The following is a 14,751-nucleotide window of genomic DNA, read 5'->3' as shown; positions in this document are numbered from 1 at the left end:
TTGTGTCTGCTCGCGTTGAGGGGTGACCTACGGGGCGACGACGACGATGCCGTCCTCGTCGCAGTAGGCGACCTCGCCCGGGACGAACGTCACGCCGCCGAACTCCACCGGCACGTCGCGTTCGCCCTCGCCCGTCTTGGTGCCCTTGCGCGGGTTGGTCCCCAGGGCTTTGATCCCGACGTCGATGGTGCGCAGGGTCGCCGCATCCCGCACCGGCCCGTTGACCACGACGCCCGACCAGCCGTTGTCGTGGGCCAGTCCGGCGATGATGTCGCCGACCAGCGCGGTGTGCAGTGACCCGCCGCCGTCGACCACCAGCACGCCGCCGTTACCCGGGGTGGACAGGATCGACTTGAGCAGAGCGTTGTCCTGGAAGCAGCGCACCGTGGTGATCGGCCCGGCGAACATGGTCCTGCCGCCGTAGTTGCCCAGCTGCAGATCGCAGCTACGGACGTCGGGGTAGATCTCGTCGACCAGATCAGCGGTGGCGCGCGGTTCGATACTCACCCGGCGATTATCGCAGCCGGCTATCCGGCGACGCTTTGCACGATGATGTCGTGCACGAACTGGGCCAGCCCGGGCTCGGCATCGTCGTAGTAGCGGGCGAACCGCTCATCCTCCACATAGATGTTGGCCAGACAGACGTGCATGTCGTCGCTGCAGTCGTAGAACCGGGAAATGTTGGCGCGATGCCGGGCCGCCAGCTCGTCGGCCCGCGCCGACCCGGGACGTACCCCGGCGCGCTTCCCCTCGGCCAGCGCTTCCAGCAGCGCATCGTTCTCGGCCTTGAACTCGATCCAGTCCTGCTTGGTCATCTGTGCGGTGCGTTGCCGCGATTGCCGCCATTCCTCGGTCTCACCCCAGCGCTCGCGGGCCTCGTCGTCGTGCTCGTCGAAAACCGCACTGCCGAAGATCTCCACCTGCTCCTCGGCGGTGAGCTGAATTCCTTGGTCGTGGGCGCTCATCAATTCCTCCACTGCCTTGATGGTCTGCTGTAACTGCTCGGCCTGCTCGCACAGCAGGCTGTGCTGGCGTTGCAGGTGGGCGAGGACGTCGGCATCGGGATCGTCGAGCAGGGACCGGATCGCCTCCAGCGCCAGCCCGGCCGACCGGTACACCAGCACCAGGTGCAAACGCTCCACATCGGCATCGGTGTAGCCGCGGTAACCCGCCGCAGTACGCACGCTGGGCACCACCAGACCGATGTGGTCGTAGTGATGCAGGGTCCGCACCGAGATTTCCGTCAGCGCGGCGACCGCGCCGACGGATCTCACCTGCGGATCTGCGTGCATGAGGCCACTATTGGCCCTGACGTCGCGTCAGGGTCAAGCCACAATCAGTCTTCCTCGGCATTTCGTCGGCTGAGCAACACCAGCACCAGGGCCAACAGGCCGACGGCTGCCGCCGCGATCAGCGGCAGCTTGGACGACGGACTCTCGCTCAGCGGAACCGGGACGGGGCCGGACACCGGGTTGGCGGCCGAGGTCACAGTTGACTTAGCTTGCGCCGCAGCCTCTTTGGCGGCCTTGGCGACATCGGGCAACGGAATGACGGGAGCGGGCTTCGGCTCTGCCGGAGGCGGGGCGGCCGGCGGGGCAGGCTGAGCCTTCTTGACCGGGGCATTCTTCGGCGGGGCCTTCTTGGCGGCCTTGGCGGGAGCCTTCTTCGCCGCTGCCTTCTTCGCCGGAGCCTTTTTGGCAGGAGCTTTCTTGGCCGGCGGCGGACCAGGCTTGGGCGCCGGGGTGGGCGGAGCAGGATCCGCGCCGGACGCCGACGCATCAGCCGCACCGGACTGCGCTGCGGTTTCGGGCTTCTCGGCGGGTTGATCCTGCTGCTCTGCCATCTGGCTGCTCCTTTGCAGTAGCTGGTGTTCCGCGCCAGCGCGGTCGGGGGCCGGCAGTGTTTCCATCATGCCAGGCGCCGCAGCGGTCAGCCTGTGACGGCCAGAGCCGCCGCAAGGGTGACCGCAAGAGCCATGATGCCCAATTCCACCAACGAGCGGTTCTGCGACAACGCGGCGCTGCTGCGATGCGCCCGCGCCGCGGGCAGCCACCGTGACCGGTTTCGCCAGGCCAGCACCAACAGGACCACGGTCACGACCACCTTGGCCGCCAGCACCCGGCCATAGCCGGTGGCCCACAACTCGGCGGGCGAGGTCAACTTGATCGCCGCCCCGGTGACGCCGGCGACCAGCAGCACCCCCACGCACGACAGTGACAACTGCGAGAACCGGGGCAACACCCTGGCCCACTGACCCCGGTGCGTCACAGTGAGCACCAGCGCGGCCAGCACGCCGCACCACACCGCGGCGGCCAGCGCGTGCACCGCCACCGCTATGCCGCCGACCGGGCTCTCCGCGAGATGGCCGGCCAGCGTCCTGGCGGCCATCCCGACTGCGGCGAGACCGACCGTCGTGACCGTCGTGGTCGCACCGCGCGGGGCCAGGATTGCCACGCCCGCCACGATCACCGCGGCGGCGATGCCGACCAGCCCCGAACGGCCCGCCGTCGTATAGAGGCCGAAGTCGGCCAGGGTGCGGACGCCGATCTGCCAGAACCCGACGCCCGCCGTCTGCGCCGCCTCCACGGTCAACCGCACGATCTCGGTCAGCAGCCAGATCGCCGCGACCAACCCGAGCGGTCCCGCGGCCCTGCGGCTCAATTCGGCGCGGTAGCGGTCGGATTCGAGCAGTGGCACCGCTGCCAGGCCCAGGGTCACGATGGCGGCGCCGTCAGCCAGCGCCCGGATCAGCAAGCCGGTCACCGCTGACGCCGGACCGCCCACCAGGCTCCACCACCGATGAGCACCACCGCGACCAATACGAACGGCCACACCACGATGCCGCCGTCGGACTGCGCAGGCGACGACGCGGCAGCTCCCGGCGTACCTGACCCGGCGACCGTCAGGTCGAACGACCAGGAACCCGACACCACATGTCCGTCGGCCGAGGTCACCCGGTAGTTGACCGTGTACGTACCGGCTGGGCCGAGCGGACGGACCCCGACGCTGAGCACTGCGCCGGCCACCTTCGGATCGCCCTCGGACCACAGGTTCTTGTCCGGCCCGACCACCGTCATGTTGGCGAAGGCAGGCTGCAGTGCCTCGTTAAACGTGGCGCTCACGCGCGGCGGTGAGCTGGTCAACGCGGAATGTTCGGCGGGGTCGGCGGCGATCCGGGCCGCATGCGCCGATGCCGCGGGGGCTCCGAGCAAGGCAGAGGACGCCAAGATCAGCCCGGTCAGAGTGGCAGCCAGCAGCCGGCTCATGGCCGGCGCCGGTTCAGCAGGCTTGCGACCACGGCGGCGGCCGCCACGATCAACGCCCCGCCGGCCAGCCAGCGGGCCGAGTTGTCGACGGTGCCCGCGGCCTGCGCGACCGGCGAGGGCGCAGTGCTGGGTGCCGCAGGCACCTCGGTGCCGTGCTCGGGGTGGCCCGCCGCGGGAGGTGCGCCGGTCAGCGTCAACTGCGGGGCCGGATGCTCGGGCTCGCTGCCATCGGGCAGGGGCGGCTGATCCCAGCGGACCACAGAGCCGTCGGAGTAGGTCTGGGTGACCGGAAAGGTCGCCGTCGCCGCGTCGGGGAGCTTGACCGACACCCGGAACAGGGCGAACTGCTCGGGTGAGATACCCACCCCGGGCGCCGCGGTCCACGTCACCGTCCGGACCGTGCCCGCCGAGGTATCACGGTCCAGCTTGGCGGTCCAGCCCGGCATCACCTCGGTGCGGGCCGACGCGACGTTCGGTAGGTCGACCGTCAATCGTGTTGTCAGCGCGCCGGTATCGGACTCGCCGGGGACGCGGAAGGTGAGCACCGAGGTGGTCCCCGGAGTCGGATTCTCGGCATCGACGTGGACATGGGCCCAGGCCGGTGCGGCGGTGAGCAGACCGGTGACGGCTACCGCGGCGGTCGTGAGGAGGGCGCGCGAGGACGCCCCGGTGAAGGGTTGCATTCGGGGTGGTCTTTCTGGAGTTGATCGGGTCGGATGGTCAGGCTGCGACGCCGACCGGCGGACCCCGATGAGACACCGAAGCGGCGAGAAGCAAGGCTGAGTGCAACGGCTGATCTGCGCTGCGTGCCGCGACGCAGACCGTCGATCCCGGGGTCAGGCGGCCAGCCCTCACCACCGCGCGCGCCACCCGCGAAACCGCTGCCGACAAGCGCGCGCCGCAGGCGATCAGACCCGCGCCGAGCGATACCGCTGCCACGTGCGCGCCGCACATCGCCGGGCCGGACGGCGCGGCGTGTGCGTGACCGGCCGTGGCCAACAACCCGTGGGCCACCAGCTGGCCGGTACCGAGCAGACCCCACAACACCGCGGTGCGGTTTGCACCGGCCAGGGTCGCGGCCACCGACCCCAACGTCACCGCAAGGACCACGAGTTGGGCGGCCACGGCTCCGCCCGGCACGGCACCACCGGCCGCGCCATGAGCGGCGATGGCCAGCGCGGCAGTGAGTGAGCCGACGGCCGTACCGCGCAGCGTGGCTGCGGAGTCGATACGGGCGCCGGTCATGGAAGTGCGCTAGACCAGCCCGAGCCGAGCCATCAGATCGGCATCGATGCCGTCGAGTTGGGCAGCGATCGCCGCATGGGCGCCACGGCGACGTGCGGTCGGCATGTTCTCGGCGGCGGTCACCGCTGCGGCCAGATCTGTCAGCCGCTCGTTGATCGCTGTGACGAACTGTTTGGTCTCGGCGTCCTTGGGCTTCTTCTCGGCGACCTGTCGGAGGGTCTGCTCGGCGCCGGAAATCCGCGCGGACAGCTCGGCGCCGTGCCCGGAGAACTGACCGAGCTGGGCCAGCGGGACACCGAGGCGATCGGCGCGACGCTCGTCCAGAGCGCCCCGGGCGGCCGTGGCGGCCCGGTAGATCAACGGCACAAGCACCGGCGCCAGCAAACGTGTGACGGTGAGTAGGCGGCGAATCCGGACGGGGGAGAGCAGGCGTCCCTCGCGGGCCGCCTTCAACTCGGTTTCGGCTACCTTGAGGGCATTGCGGTCACTGTCCCGCTGCGCTTTGACCTGAGCATTGAGGGCCCGCCGCGCAGATTTTTGATCGGACTTGATGCGACGGGCGTCGTTCTTTGCGGTGAGCCGAGCTTCCAGCTTGGCCTTGGCCTTGATGGCGCGGGCTTCGGCGCGGCGGGTGGCGCGGCTTTTTCGTCGCGTGAACAGGCCCATTCCGGTTGCCTCCCGGTCAATTCGTCGTGTGTTCATGGTCACCGCAGAAGTGCTGCAGACCCACAGTATCGTCCGGTGGATTTGCTCCGCTGCGGCTCCCCGCCCAGGGCGGGGGCAATCGCCTCAGCTAGCAAATTTGAACTGCCCGGTTGTGCAAGAATCAGATTCATCAATCGAAGCTGTTGGGCGGTGCGCGAAAGGGTGGTGAGAACGTGCGTTCGCGGTTGCGCGTCGCCGCCTCGACCGGTCTGGTGCTAACGGGCCTGATCATCGCCGGTGTCGGAGGGGCATTGGCATTTGCCGACCCCAATCGGGGTCGGTCTGATGGTGGGCAGGAATCGTCGAACAGCGCCGGCAACGGCCACGACGGGCACGACGGCAAGGACCACGGCCACGGCCATGCCCAGGACGGCGACGACCAGGGCGAAAATGACGGCGGCACCGGGTCCATGGGCACCCGCACGTCCCACAAGCCCACCAAAACGAGCGGCAAGCCCACCAAGACGACGGGCAAACCGACCAAGACCGGGGAACCTACGGACACCGCGCAACCCTCCGGAACACAGACGCCTCCGCAAACTGGAACCGACACCAAGACACCGACCAAGACCGACACGGCCCCACCGAGCACGAAGCCGTCCGAGACTGAGACGGAGACGGAGACGCCACCCACCTCGCAGCCCTCGGAGACGGAGACGCCGACGACCTCGGCCTCGGTCGAGACGTCGACAGCGGTGACCTCCACCGAGGCCACGGTGACAACCTCACGAACCACCTCGGCCACCACCGAGACGACCACCGGGACGACGTCGGAAACCACCTCGGCGACGACCACGAAATCGACCTCGGAGACCACCTCTGCGACGACCACGAAATCGACCTCGGAGACCACCTCTGCGACCACCCTCATCGGGGGTTCCGCCGGCGGTGGAGGCGGTGTTGGTTTGGGCGGTGTCCCGGCGCCGTTCAACTACCCGCGCCCACCGGACATGCTCATGCCGGCAGTGCAGGCGCAGGCTCCCGACGTGGCCGTGGCACCCCCGCCAGGTCTGGCCGCGGCGGCCGGGGTGCCGCCGATCGTCGTTCCGGTCATCGCCCTGCCGGTCATCGTTCCGCCGCTCGCGCTGCCGTTGGAGGCTTCGGGCTCTGACCACGGGCCGCAGTCCGGGCCGCGATCGGGACCCGAGGTGCAACCCAACATCAAGATGCGCACCGAGTCGCTGCCTCCCGCCGCTGTCGGGTTGGACTCCGTGATGCCGGTGGCCTTCCGGGCCGGGTACGCGGACTACCTGCGCACCGCGAACACGAGGGAACTCGCGGCGGTTGCACTGCCCGGGGTGACCGGAATGATGGCCCTGACCGGCCTCGGTGGACTCCTGGGTTACCGGCAGGCCAAAGCAGGCCGGACGGTCCCGATCGATGCCCGCCGGTTCATGAGCTAGGTATGACTTGGAAGAATCCAGGTAATCGGACTTCTCCGGGCGTGCTACGAAAGGGTGGAAAGGGGGATCATGTCCGCCAGTCGAAGCGTCACGCGCGCTGTGAACGAGGTGCTCGACCTCGCCCCGCGACAGGGTGAAGTCACATTGACCCGCCTGGTCGACGCGGTGGCCGCGGACCGCGGCAGGCCGATCGAGTTGACCATGGCCGAGCTTCCGACCGGTGTCTGTGGGCAGTGGCGGCAATACACCGACCGCGATGTGTTCCTCATCCAGCAGGGTCTGCCGGCCTGGGACCGCACCCTGGCTCACGAACTCGGGCACCTGGTCCTCGGGCACGAAGGCATATCGATCGTGGACGCTGCCGCGGCCTCGGCCGAGGTGGCGACCTCAGATCTGATCAGTTACATGCTCAACCAGCGGACCGGCTGCATGGGCCCCAACGGTGAGGACATCGAGCAGGAGGCCGAGGACTTCGCCGCGCTCCTGCTCTACCGCCTCGGCCGGTTGCCGTCCGACCGGTCATCGATCGTGCAGGTCCGCCTCGGAGAGGCGTTTGGTTGATCGTCTGGGTGATCGCCGGCCTACTTGGCCTGGCCACCGGCCTGCGCATCGGCTGGGCTCTGGTCAACAAACAATCCCTGGTGAGCTCTGCGATGATCCTGTCGCTGGGCAGCCTGGGCGTGGTAGCCGCGCTGAACTGGGAGCCGCTCGCCCTGCTGATCGACACGGTGGTGCACTGGCCCAACATCGCCGCCGGTCTGAGTCAGGTCGCGCTGATCGCGTGTGCGGCAGGCAGTTGCGTCATGATCACGACTGCGTCCTCGGGCCATTCGGCCACGCTCACCCGTCGTATCGCGTTGATCCAGTACGGCATCGCCGGCGTCGTCGTCGTCATCAGCCTGGCGATCTTCTTCCGCGCCGGTCGGCAACCGGAGATGTCCCCCGCCGAGTATCTGAGGCGAGACCTCGGATCGCACGGCGCCTCGTGGCTGCTGCCACTGCTCTACGTGTTTCTGGCGCTCACCCTGGTGGTCTGGGCCGGTCTGCGCTACTCGAACCGCAGCCGGCGTGGGCGGGCGCTGTTCCTGTTCACCATCGGCATGGTGCTGATCGTGGGAGCCATCGGCTTCGTCCTGCTCCGGGCCGCGGGCCGGACCGAACCCGTCGGAGTCGGCGCCGCGGCCACCCTCCTCGGTTGCGCGATGATCGTTGTCGCCGCCGGATCGCTGCTGCCGAGTGTCGAAGACTGGTTCGGGGCACGCCAGGAATTGCGGACCATCAAACCGCTGCTGAGCGAGTTGGCCCGGCGTCAGCCCGATGTGGGCATCGGGGTGCGGCCGCGTGGACCGTTGGTGTTTCGCGTCGCCGAGCGGATGTCGCTGATCTCCGATGCGCTCTATCTTGAGGCCACCGCCGCCGACGCACAGCAGCATGAAGCAAGCGACACAACACAATTGGGGGATGACGAGCGCCCTCAGGTACCACCCCGGGATCAGGCCGAGGTCATCGCCCAGTGGATCTACGAAACCCGCGACGACGACAAGGATTCGGCGTTCCCGGGGCTGGCCTGGTTGAGCCAGCCCGCATCGTATTCCGACCGGGAATGGATTCTGGCGATTGCCGAGCAGTACCGGGAATTGGACCGCACGGCGTCGCACAGCTGAAACCCGCGCGAGCGGAGCTCAGCTGTGCGAAAGTGCCGGCCGAACCGACGGATCAGCCGTCGAGGTGTTCCCGGCGGCGCAGTTCATCGACCTTCTGCACCAGATCCTGCTGAGCCTCGTTGGACAGCCCGACGGTCCGGGCGGCGATCCGGCGGATCCCCTCGTCACGCATGCTGGCCAGCCAGGTCAGCTCCTTGTCGAGCTTCTCGTAGTACTCGTCGTCGGTGAAGTAAGCCGGTTTGATCCGGAAGAAGTTGGCAAGTGCGGCCATGGTTGCCACCGACGGGTTGGTCCGGTTGCCCGAACGGAGTTGCGACAGGTACGGGGCCGACATGGTTACGCCCTCGGACTTGAGTGCGGCGATCACCTCGGCAGACGTATGGGGTCCGCGCCCAGGTGGATAAACCGTATCGAACAGGCGGTTTAGGCGGGCGGCGAACGTCTTGCTCATCGATTTGACCTCCACATGCTTCACGAGCGGTACGAATTAGGCGGCGTATTTGCTGACCATCGTAGCGAGTGTTGTGACGACAACCAAGTGCAAACGCCACAAAAGTTAAACGGGCTTTGTGTTTGGGTGGCCTCTGCTGCGGATACCGGCGCCTTCGCCGTAGGGGTGCGGCGGGATTGTGCCGTCTGACAATGCAAAAGGTGACGGCTGCGTTGCATTGGCCGCGATGAGCTGCGAGCACAGGGGTGCCCGATCATGATCAACCTCTTGACCGGCAACCGAAGCGGTGCCGTGACTGACAGAAACGAATATTTGCTAGAGTGCAGGTCCAGGGTCGCGTCGGATTCCGCGCGGCGCCGTTGTAGGACGACGTGGAACACGTTACAGGTTGGGCGGTGGAATGCCCGTCAGCCCCGTCGCGCGCGATAGCCAGACAGGCCTGGGCGGATTCCGGTACCGATTGTGGAAGGCTGTTGCCAGGCGGAAGCGGGCGGAGGTTTCCGCCGTGGCCGGACAATCGACGGTACAAATGCGCCGACGTTGACGGTTGCGGCGGGTCATCACGGCTATCTGAAACACATACTGGGTCGCCGATATCGGCGACCCTGTTAAGACGCTGACGTCTGCGTCTGCGGACATGGCGACCTTTCGACACACCGCCGATACCTGCCGCTCACGCGGCTTACCCCACCTACGGTCGAAGGTGTCGCCCACCGCACCGCAAGCTGTCGACCGGGCTCATGGCCGGCATGTCGACGCGACGATTGCGGGCTTCCGCCCTTCGCTGATTTAGAGGACCCTAGCTGTTGTCCGCCGAGCCCGCTAGGGTTCCTATCCTTTTCGGGCAGCTGGATTCTCTTTGTTGGAGAAGCTGTCCCACATCTGGCGCGCCTACGCCGCCAACAGCATCGCCAGGATCGCAGTATCGGGATGGCTGATCGGATCGACACCCACCCTGCTGACCATCGACGTGACCGTGCCGTCGGATTCGGCTTCGACCCAGGCCGCGCGGTGTTCCAGTCCGAGATGCGGAAGGCCGGGTAGCAACACGCAGCCCGAAGCGGCGCCGGTGCACTCGGGAAGCGACGGCGTTGTCTCCGACGGCGGATGCAACATCAGGAGTGCCGGCGGTTGATGGTCGGCGAAATACCCGGGCGGAACCGCGGATTCGCCGACCACCGGTCCCTCGGCGATGACAATGCCGACAGTGCCGGGGCGCGGCGCCTCGGGTAATTCTTCGCGAACGCCGAAAATCGTTGTGGTGGAGAGCAATCCGGGCAGCGAGGCCACCCGGACAGTGACCATGAGAAGTTGCGCCCACTCTTTGGTGGAGTCGGGCCATCGGCCCAGCACCACAAACCCTTTGAGCGCACCACCGGAATGAAAAGGGGCGATCTCAATCGCCCGGCCGGACCCCGTCGTATCCATATCGCCTCCGGGACATCGGTGTTGGCTCGCCGGCTGGCCGGTGCTCCGACACGTCGGTGGGTCGATCACATCAGGATGCGGCAGCAACCGGCACGGTGCAAGGCGACACGGGATCCGGCCCGATAACGAGTCGGCCAAAAACGAGGGCGGGGCGTCACGCAGTTCGCGCGACGCCCCTTGGTGAGAGATCAGAAAACCGATCAAGCCCTCAAAATCGGACCGAGACCGGAACTAGCCGAAGATCAGGCCGTTGGTCTTGGAGGTAGCCGCTGCATAGCGGTTCTGCACGTCCTCCCAGTTCACGACGTTCCAGAAGGCCTTGACGTAATCGGCCTTGACATTCTTGTACTGCAGGTAGAAAGCGTGCTCCCACATGTCGACCTGCAGCAGCGGGATGATGCCCAGCGGCACGTTGGCCTGCTGGTCGTAGAGCTGGAACGTCAGCAGCCGGTCGCCGAGGCTGTCGTAGCCGAGCACTGCCCAACCCGAGCCCTGCAGCCCGTTGGCGGCGGCAGTGAACTGCGCCTGGAACTTGTCGAACGAACCGAACTGATCATCGATAGCCGAAGCGAGGTCGCCCGTCGGCTTGTCGCCACCGTTGGGAGACAGGTTCTTCCACCAGATCGAGTGGTTCACGTGGCCGCCGAGGTGGAAGGCCAGGTTCTTCTCGTTGAGGAAGATCGCAGCGTGGTCACTGTTGGCCCGTGCCTCGTCAAGCTTGGCGACGGCATCGTTGACGCCCTTGACGTACGCCGCATGGTGCTTGCTGTGGTGGAGTTCGTTGATCTGCCCGGAGATGTGGGGCTCCAGAGCTCCGTAGTCGTAATCCAGGTCTGGCAGGGTGTATTCAGCCACGAGATTCCTTCCTCATTATCGATCGATTGAGCCAGGCTTCAGATCGTCAAGATCGTCGTCAACATTGCTCCATCGCAAGGCGCACCGCAAGGACGCGCGCGCCGACCACACGTATACCCGATCGGGCGTCGGTCAGAACAAGTCAGAGCAAGACGATCACGGCGAGTACGCCGAGCAGCAGCAGGGCGATCACGCTGGCCCGAAGAAAGGACATCAACTGGTTACGGGTGTGCAGATGTCCGGATGAATGCCATTCGGGCTGCGGAAACGCTGATCCCGATCCGATCGGATGTGACGCCATCAAACACTCCTGACCTGCACGATCAATGCTTGCCCTCCAGTGAGTTCTGTCACAACAGCTGGTGTGACGCCGATCATAGCCCGTGTAATGGCCAGGGGAAAATCGGCCTCCGCGTAACTGGTATGAGGCGGGTTCAGCGCCTGGAATCAGGCTGATCCCAACCGGGCCCGCTCGGCGCCGATGACCGCGGTTTAGCCGAGTGCTTAATTTCGCTCCGCACCGGTGGTGGCTGTTGATCGCTGCCGTGAACAGCCCAGGTTTATCCACAGTGTTGGACAGCTACCGCACAGTAATGCCCATTTCGGGGGCTTTTCTCCAGGTGGTGGGCCTGTGGATGAACCTGTGGAAACTGTGGATAGCTTTGCGTTGCTAACACCGCGTTGAGCCATCAGGGGCGGGTGCGCTCAGCACCGTGGGCATGCGAGCATTGAGGGCATGGACGATGTGGAAGTCGGGCAGGCAGATATCGCTGCGGTACCCACCACGTTCGGCGGGGCCGTGGTACTTCTCGACGTCCGTGAAGACGACGAATGGCAACGCGGTCACGCCGAAGGAGCCCAGCACATCCCGATGGGTGATGTGCCGGCGCGAATCGCCGAGATCGACCCGGACGCCGAGCTGTACGTGGTCTGCCACGCGGGTGGACGTTCCCTGCGTGTGGCGAACTATCTGGCCCGTAACGGTTACACCGCGACCAATGTCGAGGGCGGAATGTTGGCCTGGGCCGGGGCTGGGCGTCCCGTCATCACCGACGCCGGCGGCCCGGGAACCGTCTGACCGCGGGGGCTGTCCGGAGATCGTGACTAGGCTGGTCGGATGATCCAGGTGTGTTCGCAGTGCGGGACGCGCTGGAACGTGCGTGACCGGCAACGGTCGTGGTGTCCCCGGTGCGGCGGTTCGTTGTTGGCGCCTTCTGCGCCGTTGTTGTCGCAGTCCCAATCCCAGTCCCAATGGGGACCCGCTGCCCGGCCTCCGGCGCCGTCATCGCCGACCGCAGGGCGCACTCCACCGCATCTCGCTCCCGGCTATCGCTGGGTCGCCCTGCGCCCGGGGCCTCCCCCGCACCAGCGCCGGCAGCGGCGCTCGCTCGGCCCGACGCCGCACTACCGCGCGATTCCGAGTTGGGGCCTGCACCAACAGTTCGACCTCGAGGAACAGCCTCAGAAAACCGAGGCCGAGACCGATGCCGGCAATGTGCGTCTCATGCTCGTCGTGGCCATGGTGGTGCTGGGAATTGCGGCCTTCGCCCATGTGATTCGTTACGTGTTGCTGCTGATCAACCGCAGCGTGCTTCTGCATCCGCTGATCGCGGTCGGCGGCGTGGTCATCGGGCTGCTGGCCAGCGTGGTGGCGATGGGCGTCGTGGTCGTCGCGGTGGTGACGTTGGTGCGTTGGCTGATCACGCGGCGCGCCGCCGGGTATGCCGCGCACGGCGAGGTGGATCCGCGCAGCACCAGGACACTGTGGCTGTGCTGTCTGCTGCCCGGTGTGAATCTAGTGATGGCGCCGGTGTTCGTGTGGGAGCTGGCCGCGCTCGAAGCGCGCCTCTCACACCTGCGTCGCCAGATCGTGGTGTGGTGGATCGTCTGGGTGTTCAGCGCAGTGGTCGCGTTCGCGTCGATGGTGAGCACCGTGTATGTGACGTTCTTCAACGACACACCACAGAACATCGCGAACAACACCATGACCGCGATCGTCGGGTACCTGCTGGCGCTGGCGGCATTCCTGTTGACCGCCAAGGTGTTCGTCGGGTTCGAGGGCAGCGGTACGACGGCTGAGCGCAGCGTCCGGCGCTGGGTGGTGATCGAGCCCGAGTCCTCTGGTCCCGGCCCGGCGCCTGACCCGTCCCCGGACCACGCCGAGGCGGACGACACTTCGCAGAATGGTGAAGATTCCGCTGAATCCGCCGTTCCGGTTGAGGCCCAAGGGCAGAACCCGGCAGCATAGGCCGTATGGAAACGGGCGACGGCGGAGCCGCTGCGCAAGCGACACCGGGGCCTGGGCATCCGTTCGTGGTGGCCCACCGGGGAGCATCCGCCGCGAAACCCGAACACACGCTCGCCGCATACGACCTGGCACTGCGTGAAGGTGCCGACGGTGTCGAATGCGATGTGCGGCTGACCCGCGACGGCCACTTGGTGTGTGTACATGATCGCCGGGTCGACCGCACCTCCACGGGCACCGGTCTGGTCAGTGAGATGACGCTGGCCGAGTTGCGCAGGCTGGACTACGGATCGTGGCATGCCGGCGGACGGTCCGACGATGGTGAGGGCGGTGACGGCGGTGACGAAACCGACGGAGACCTCGAGGGCGCGCTCGGCGATACCGGGCTGCTGACCCTCGACGACCTCGTGTCGCTGGTGCTGGATTGGAACCGGCCGGTCAAGTTGTTCATCGAGACCAAACATCCCGTGCGCTACGGCGCGCTGGTCGAGAACAAGGTGCTGGCACTGCTGCACCGCTACGGAATCGCCGCTCCGGCCTCGGCCGATCTCTCCCGCGCGGTGGTGATGTCCTTCTCCGCGGCAGCCGTGTGGCGGATTCGCCGGGCCGCTCCGATGCTGCCGACGGTGCTGCTCGGTGAGACGTCGCGGTACCTGGGCGGCAGTGCCGCCACGACGGTCGGGGCCACCGCGGTCGGTCCGTCCATCGCGACGCTGCGTGAACACCCGGAGCTGGTGGATCGGGCCGCCGCCCAGGGACGGGCACTGTACTGCTGGACCGTCGACCATTACGAAGACGTGCAGTTCTGCCGCGACATCGGCGTGGGATGGGTGGCCACGAATCATCCCGGCCGCACCAAGAGTTGGCTGCAGAACGGCCTGACCGGTGCCGGCCGGGACTGAGTGTTAGCAGCTGGCGGCCCAGATCAGATCAGAGATTGCCGCCGGCGGCCCTGGGGGCTGCCGCGTCGACCCCGGCGCCGCCGGTGAGTTCCCGGGCGACGAAGTCCTCGATGTGGAAGAGGTTGGCGCCGGCGCGGTCGGCGATGCGCACCAGCGTCGCCATCGACGCGACCTCTTCGATCTGCTCCTTGAGGAACCATTGCATGAACTGCTCGCCGAGGTAGTCACCCTCCTCGCGGGCCACGCTGGCGAGCCGGCTGATCTGTTCGGTGACCGTGCGCTCCTGGCTCAGCGCCAGCGCGAGCGCATCACGGGGCGCATCGAAACGGTTGCACACCGCGTCGACTCCCGGGATCTCGGCGTCGATATCCCGATCGAGCAGATATTGGACCAGCATCATGGCGTGGTTGCGCTCTTCGACTGCCTGCGCATAGAAGTGCTTGGCGAGCTGCGGAAGGTCGGCACCATCGAAATAAACCGCAATTGCGATGTATTGCTGTGACGCGGTGAACTCGCTGCGGATCTGGTCCTGAACAAGTGCGTGGAATTTCGTGTCATGCTCACCGGTCGTCGTCATGATCGCGAGA

At 66.7% G+C, this 14,751-nt stretch carries 19 protein-coding genes; 6 read left to right on the top strand and 13 right to left on the bottom strand.

Annotated features, from left to right (window positions below; all coding sequences use genetic code 11):
- Window positions 1–27: 27 nt before the first annotated feature.
- The 8 genes from rraA to ACZYZF_RS29260 all read right to left on the bottom strand — a co-directional run bounded on the left by rraA (window position 28) and on the right by ACZYZF_RS29260 (window position 5,177).
- Entirely contained in the window at window positions 28–507 is a 480-nt protein-coding gene (gene rraA / locus ACZYZF_RS29295; protein WP_463743640.1) for a ribonuclease E activity regulator RraA, read from the bottom strand.
- A gap of 20 nt (window positions 508–527) precedes the next feature.
- On the bottom strand, window positions 528–1,292 hold the full coding sequence (locus ACZYZF_RS29290) for a MerR family transcriptional regulator (protein WP_463837572.1): 765 nt from the start codon (window positions 1,290–1,292) through the stop codon (window positions 528–530).
- A gap of 44 nt (window positions 1,293–1,336) precedes the next feature.
- Window positions 1,337–1,843 carry a hypothetical protein gene (locus tag ACZYZF_RS29285; protein WP_463743642.1) on the bottom strand — a complete coding sequence of 169 codons (507 nt, stop codon included), beginning with the start codon at window positions 1,841–1,843 and terminating at the stop codon, window positions 1,337–1,339.
- A gap of 86 nt (window positions 1,844–1,929) precedes the next feature.
- Window positions 1,930–2,820 (bottom strand): CopD family protein, encoded by an 891-nt coding sequence (locus ACZYZF_RS29280; RefSeq protein WP_463837590.1) that lies wholly within the window; start codon window positions 2,818–2,820, stop codon window positions 1,930–1,932.
- Window positions 2,760–3,266, bottom strand: a complete 507-nt coding sequence (locus ACZYZF_RS29275) for a copper resistance CopC family protein (RefSeq protein ID WP_463743643.1) — start codon at window positions 3,264–3,266, stop codon at window positions 2,760–2,762. The genes ACZYZF_RS29280 and ACZYZF_RS29275 overlap by 61 nt, the downstream gene beginning before the upstream one ends.
- A complete protein-coding gene (locus ACZYZF_RS29270; protein ID WP_463837570.1) occupies window positions 3,263–3,949 on the bottom strand; it encodes a YcnI family copper-binding membrane protein in 687 nt (228 codons plus the stop codon). Before ACZYZF_RS29270 ends, ACZYZF_RS29275 begins: the two co-directional genes overlap by 4 nt.
- A 37-nt stretch (window positions 3,950–3,986) precedes the next feature.
- Window positions 3,987–4,511, bottom strand: coding sequence for a hypothetical protein (locus ACZYZF_RS29265; protein ID WP_463837569.1), 525 nt, complete (start codon window positions 4,509–4,511; stop codon window positions 3,987–3,989).
- Between the two features lie 9 nt (window positions 4,512–4,520).
- Window positions 4,521–5,177 carry a DUF6474 family protein gene (locus tag ACZYZF_RS29260; RefSeq protein ID WP_463837568.1) on the bottom strand — a complete coding sequence of 219 codons (657 nt, stop codon included), beginning with the start codon at window positions 5,175–5,177 and terminating at the stop codon, window positions 4,521–4,523.
- A gap of 212 nt (window positions 5,178–5,389) precedes the next feature.
- Between ACZYZF_RS29260 and ACZYZF_RS29255 the strand changes: the two genes are divergently transcribed.
- From ACZYZF_RS29255 to ACZYZF_RS29245, 3 genes are all read left to right on the top strand, one after another.
- Window positions 5,390–6,619, top strand: a complete 1,230-nt coding sequence (locus tag ACZYZF_RS29255; protein ID WP_463837567.1) for a hypothetical protein — start codon at window positions 5,390–5,392, stop codon at window positions 6,617–6,619.
- A gap of 69 nt (window positions 6,620–6,688) precedes the next feature.
- Window positions 6,689–7,180 carry an ImmA/IrrE family metallo-endopeptidase gene (locus tag ACZYZF_RS29250; RefSeq protein ID WP_463743647.1) on the top strand — a complete coding sequence of 164 codons (492 nt, stop codon included), beginning with the start codon at window positions 6,689–6,691 and terminating at the stop codon, window positions 7,178–7,180.
- Window positions 7,177–8,283, top strand: a complete 1,107-nt coding sequence (locus ACZYZF_RS29245; RefSeq protein WP_463743648.1) for a hypothetical protein — start codon at window positions 7,177–7,179, stop codon at window positions 8,281–8,283. The genes ACZYZF_RS29250 and ACZYZF_RS29245 overlap by 4 nt, the downstream gene beginning before the upstream one ends.
- A gap of 52 nt (window positions 8,284–8,335) precedes the next feature.
- Here ACZYZF_RS29245 and ACZYZF_RS29240 read toward each other — a convergent pair whose 3' ends face one another.
- The 4 genes from ACZYZF_RS29240 to ACZYZF_RS29225 all read right to left on the bottom strand — a co-directional run bounded on the left by ACZYZF_RS29240 (window position 8,336) and on the right by ACZYZF_RS29225 (window position 11,318).
- Window positions 8,336–8,734 carry a transcriptional regulator gene (locus ACZYZF_RS29240; RefSeq protein ID WP_166907040.1) on the bottom strand — a complete coding sequence of 133 codons (399 nt, stop codon included), beginning with the start codon at window positions 8,732–8,734 and terminating at the stop codon, window positions 8,336–8,338.
- An 891-nt stretch (window positions 8,735–9,625) separates the two neighbouring features.
- Window positions 9,626–10,162 carry a peptidase gene (locus ACZYZF_RS29235; protein WP_463743649.1) on the bottom strand — a complete coding sequence of 179 codons (537 nt, stop codon included), beginning with the start codon at window positions 10,160–10,162 and terminating at the stop codon, window positions 9,626–9,628.
- Window positions 10,163–10,393: 231 nt separating this feature from the next.
- Window positions 10,394–11,017: a superoxide dismutase gene (locus ACZYZF_RS29230; protein ID WP_463743650.1), complete on the bottom strand. Its 624-nt coding sequence runs from the start codon at window positions 11,015–11,017 to the stop codon at window positions 10,394–10,396.
- A gap of 142 nt (window positions 11,018–11,159) precedes the next feature.
- Complete coding sequence (locus ACZYZF_RS29225) at window positions 11,160–11,318, bottom strand: hypothetical protein (protein WP_463743651.1); 159 nt, start codon at window positions 11,316–11,318, stop codon at window positions 11,160–11,162.
- A 435-nt stretch (window positions 11,319–11,753) separates the two neighbouring features.
- On the opposite strand from ACZYZF_RS29225, the gene ACZYZF_RS29220 reads away from it, so the two are divergent.
- From ACZYZF_RS29220 to ACZYZF_RS29210, 3 genes are read left to right on the top strand one after another with little or no spacing between them, the layout of a single operon-like run.
- A complete protein-coding gene (locus ACZYZF_RS29220) occupies window positions 11,754–12,095 on the top strand; it encodes a rhodanese-like domain-containing protein (RefSeq protein ID WP_463743652.1) in 342 nt (113 codons plus the stop codon).
- Between the two features lie 39 nt (window positions 12,096–12,134).
- Window positions 12,135–13,265, top strand: coding sequence for a DUF4328 domain-containing protein (locus tag ACZYZF_RS29215; protein ID WP_463837566.1), 1,131 nt, complete (start codon window positions 12,135–12,137; stop codon window positions 13,263–13,265).
- A gap of 5 nt (window positions 13,266–13,270) precedes the next feature.
- The gene (locus tag ACZYZF_RS29210; RefSeq protein WP_463743654.1) at window positions 13,271–14,164 is read left to right on the top strand and encodes a glycerophosphodiester phosphodiesterase; all 894 of its coding nucleotides are present in this window, start codon (window positions 13,271–13,273) and stop codon (window positions 14,162–14,164) included.
- A gap of 28 nt (window positions 14,165–14,192) precedes the next feature.
- On the opposite strand, the gene ACZYZF_RS29205 is transcribed toward ACZYZF_RS29210, so the two are convergent.
- Window positions 14,193–14,741 carry a ferritin gene (locus ACZYZF_RS29205; protein WP_463743655.1) on the bottom strand — a complete coding sequence of 183 codons (549 nt, stop codon included), beginning with the start codon at window positions 14,739–14,741 and terminating at the stop codon, window positions 14,193–14,195.
- Window positions 14,742–14,751 lie beyond the last annotated feature (10 nt).

It is taken from the genome of Mycobacterium sp. IDUB_24, from assembly GCF_055419385.1.
This window is presented reverse-complemented; position numbering and strand designations above follow the sequence as displayed.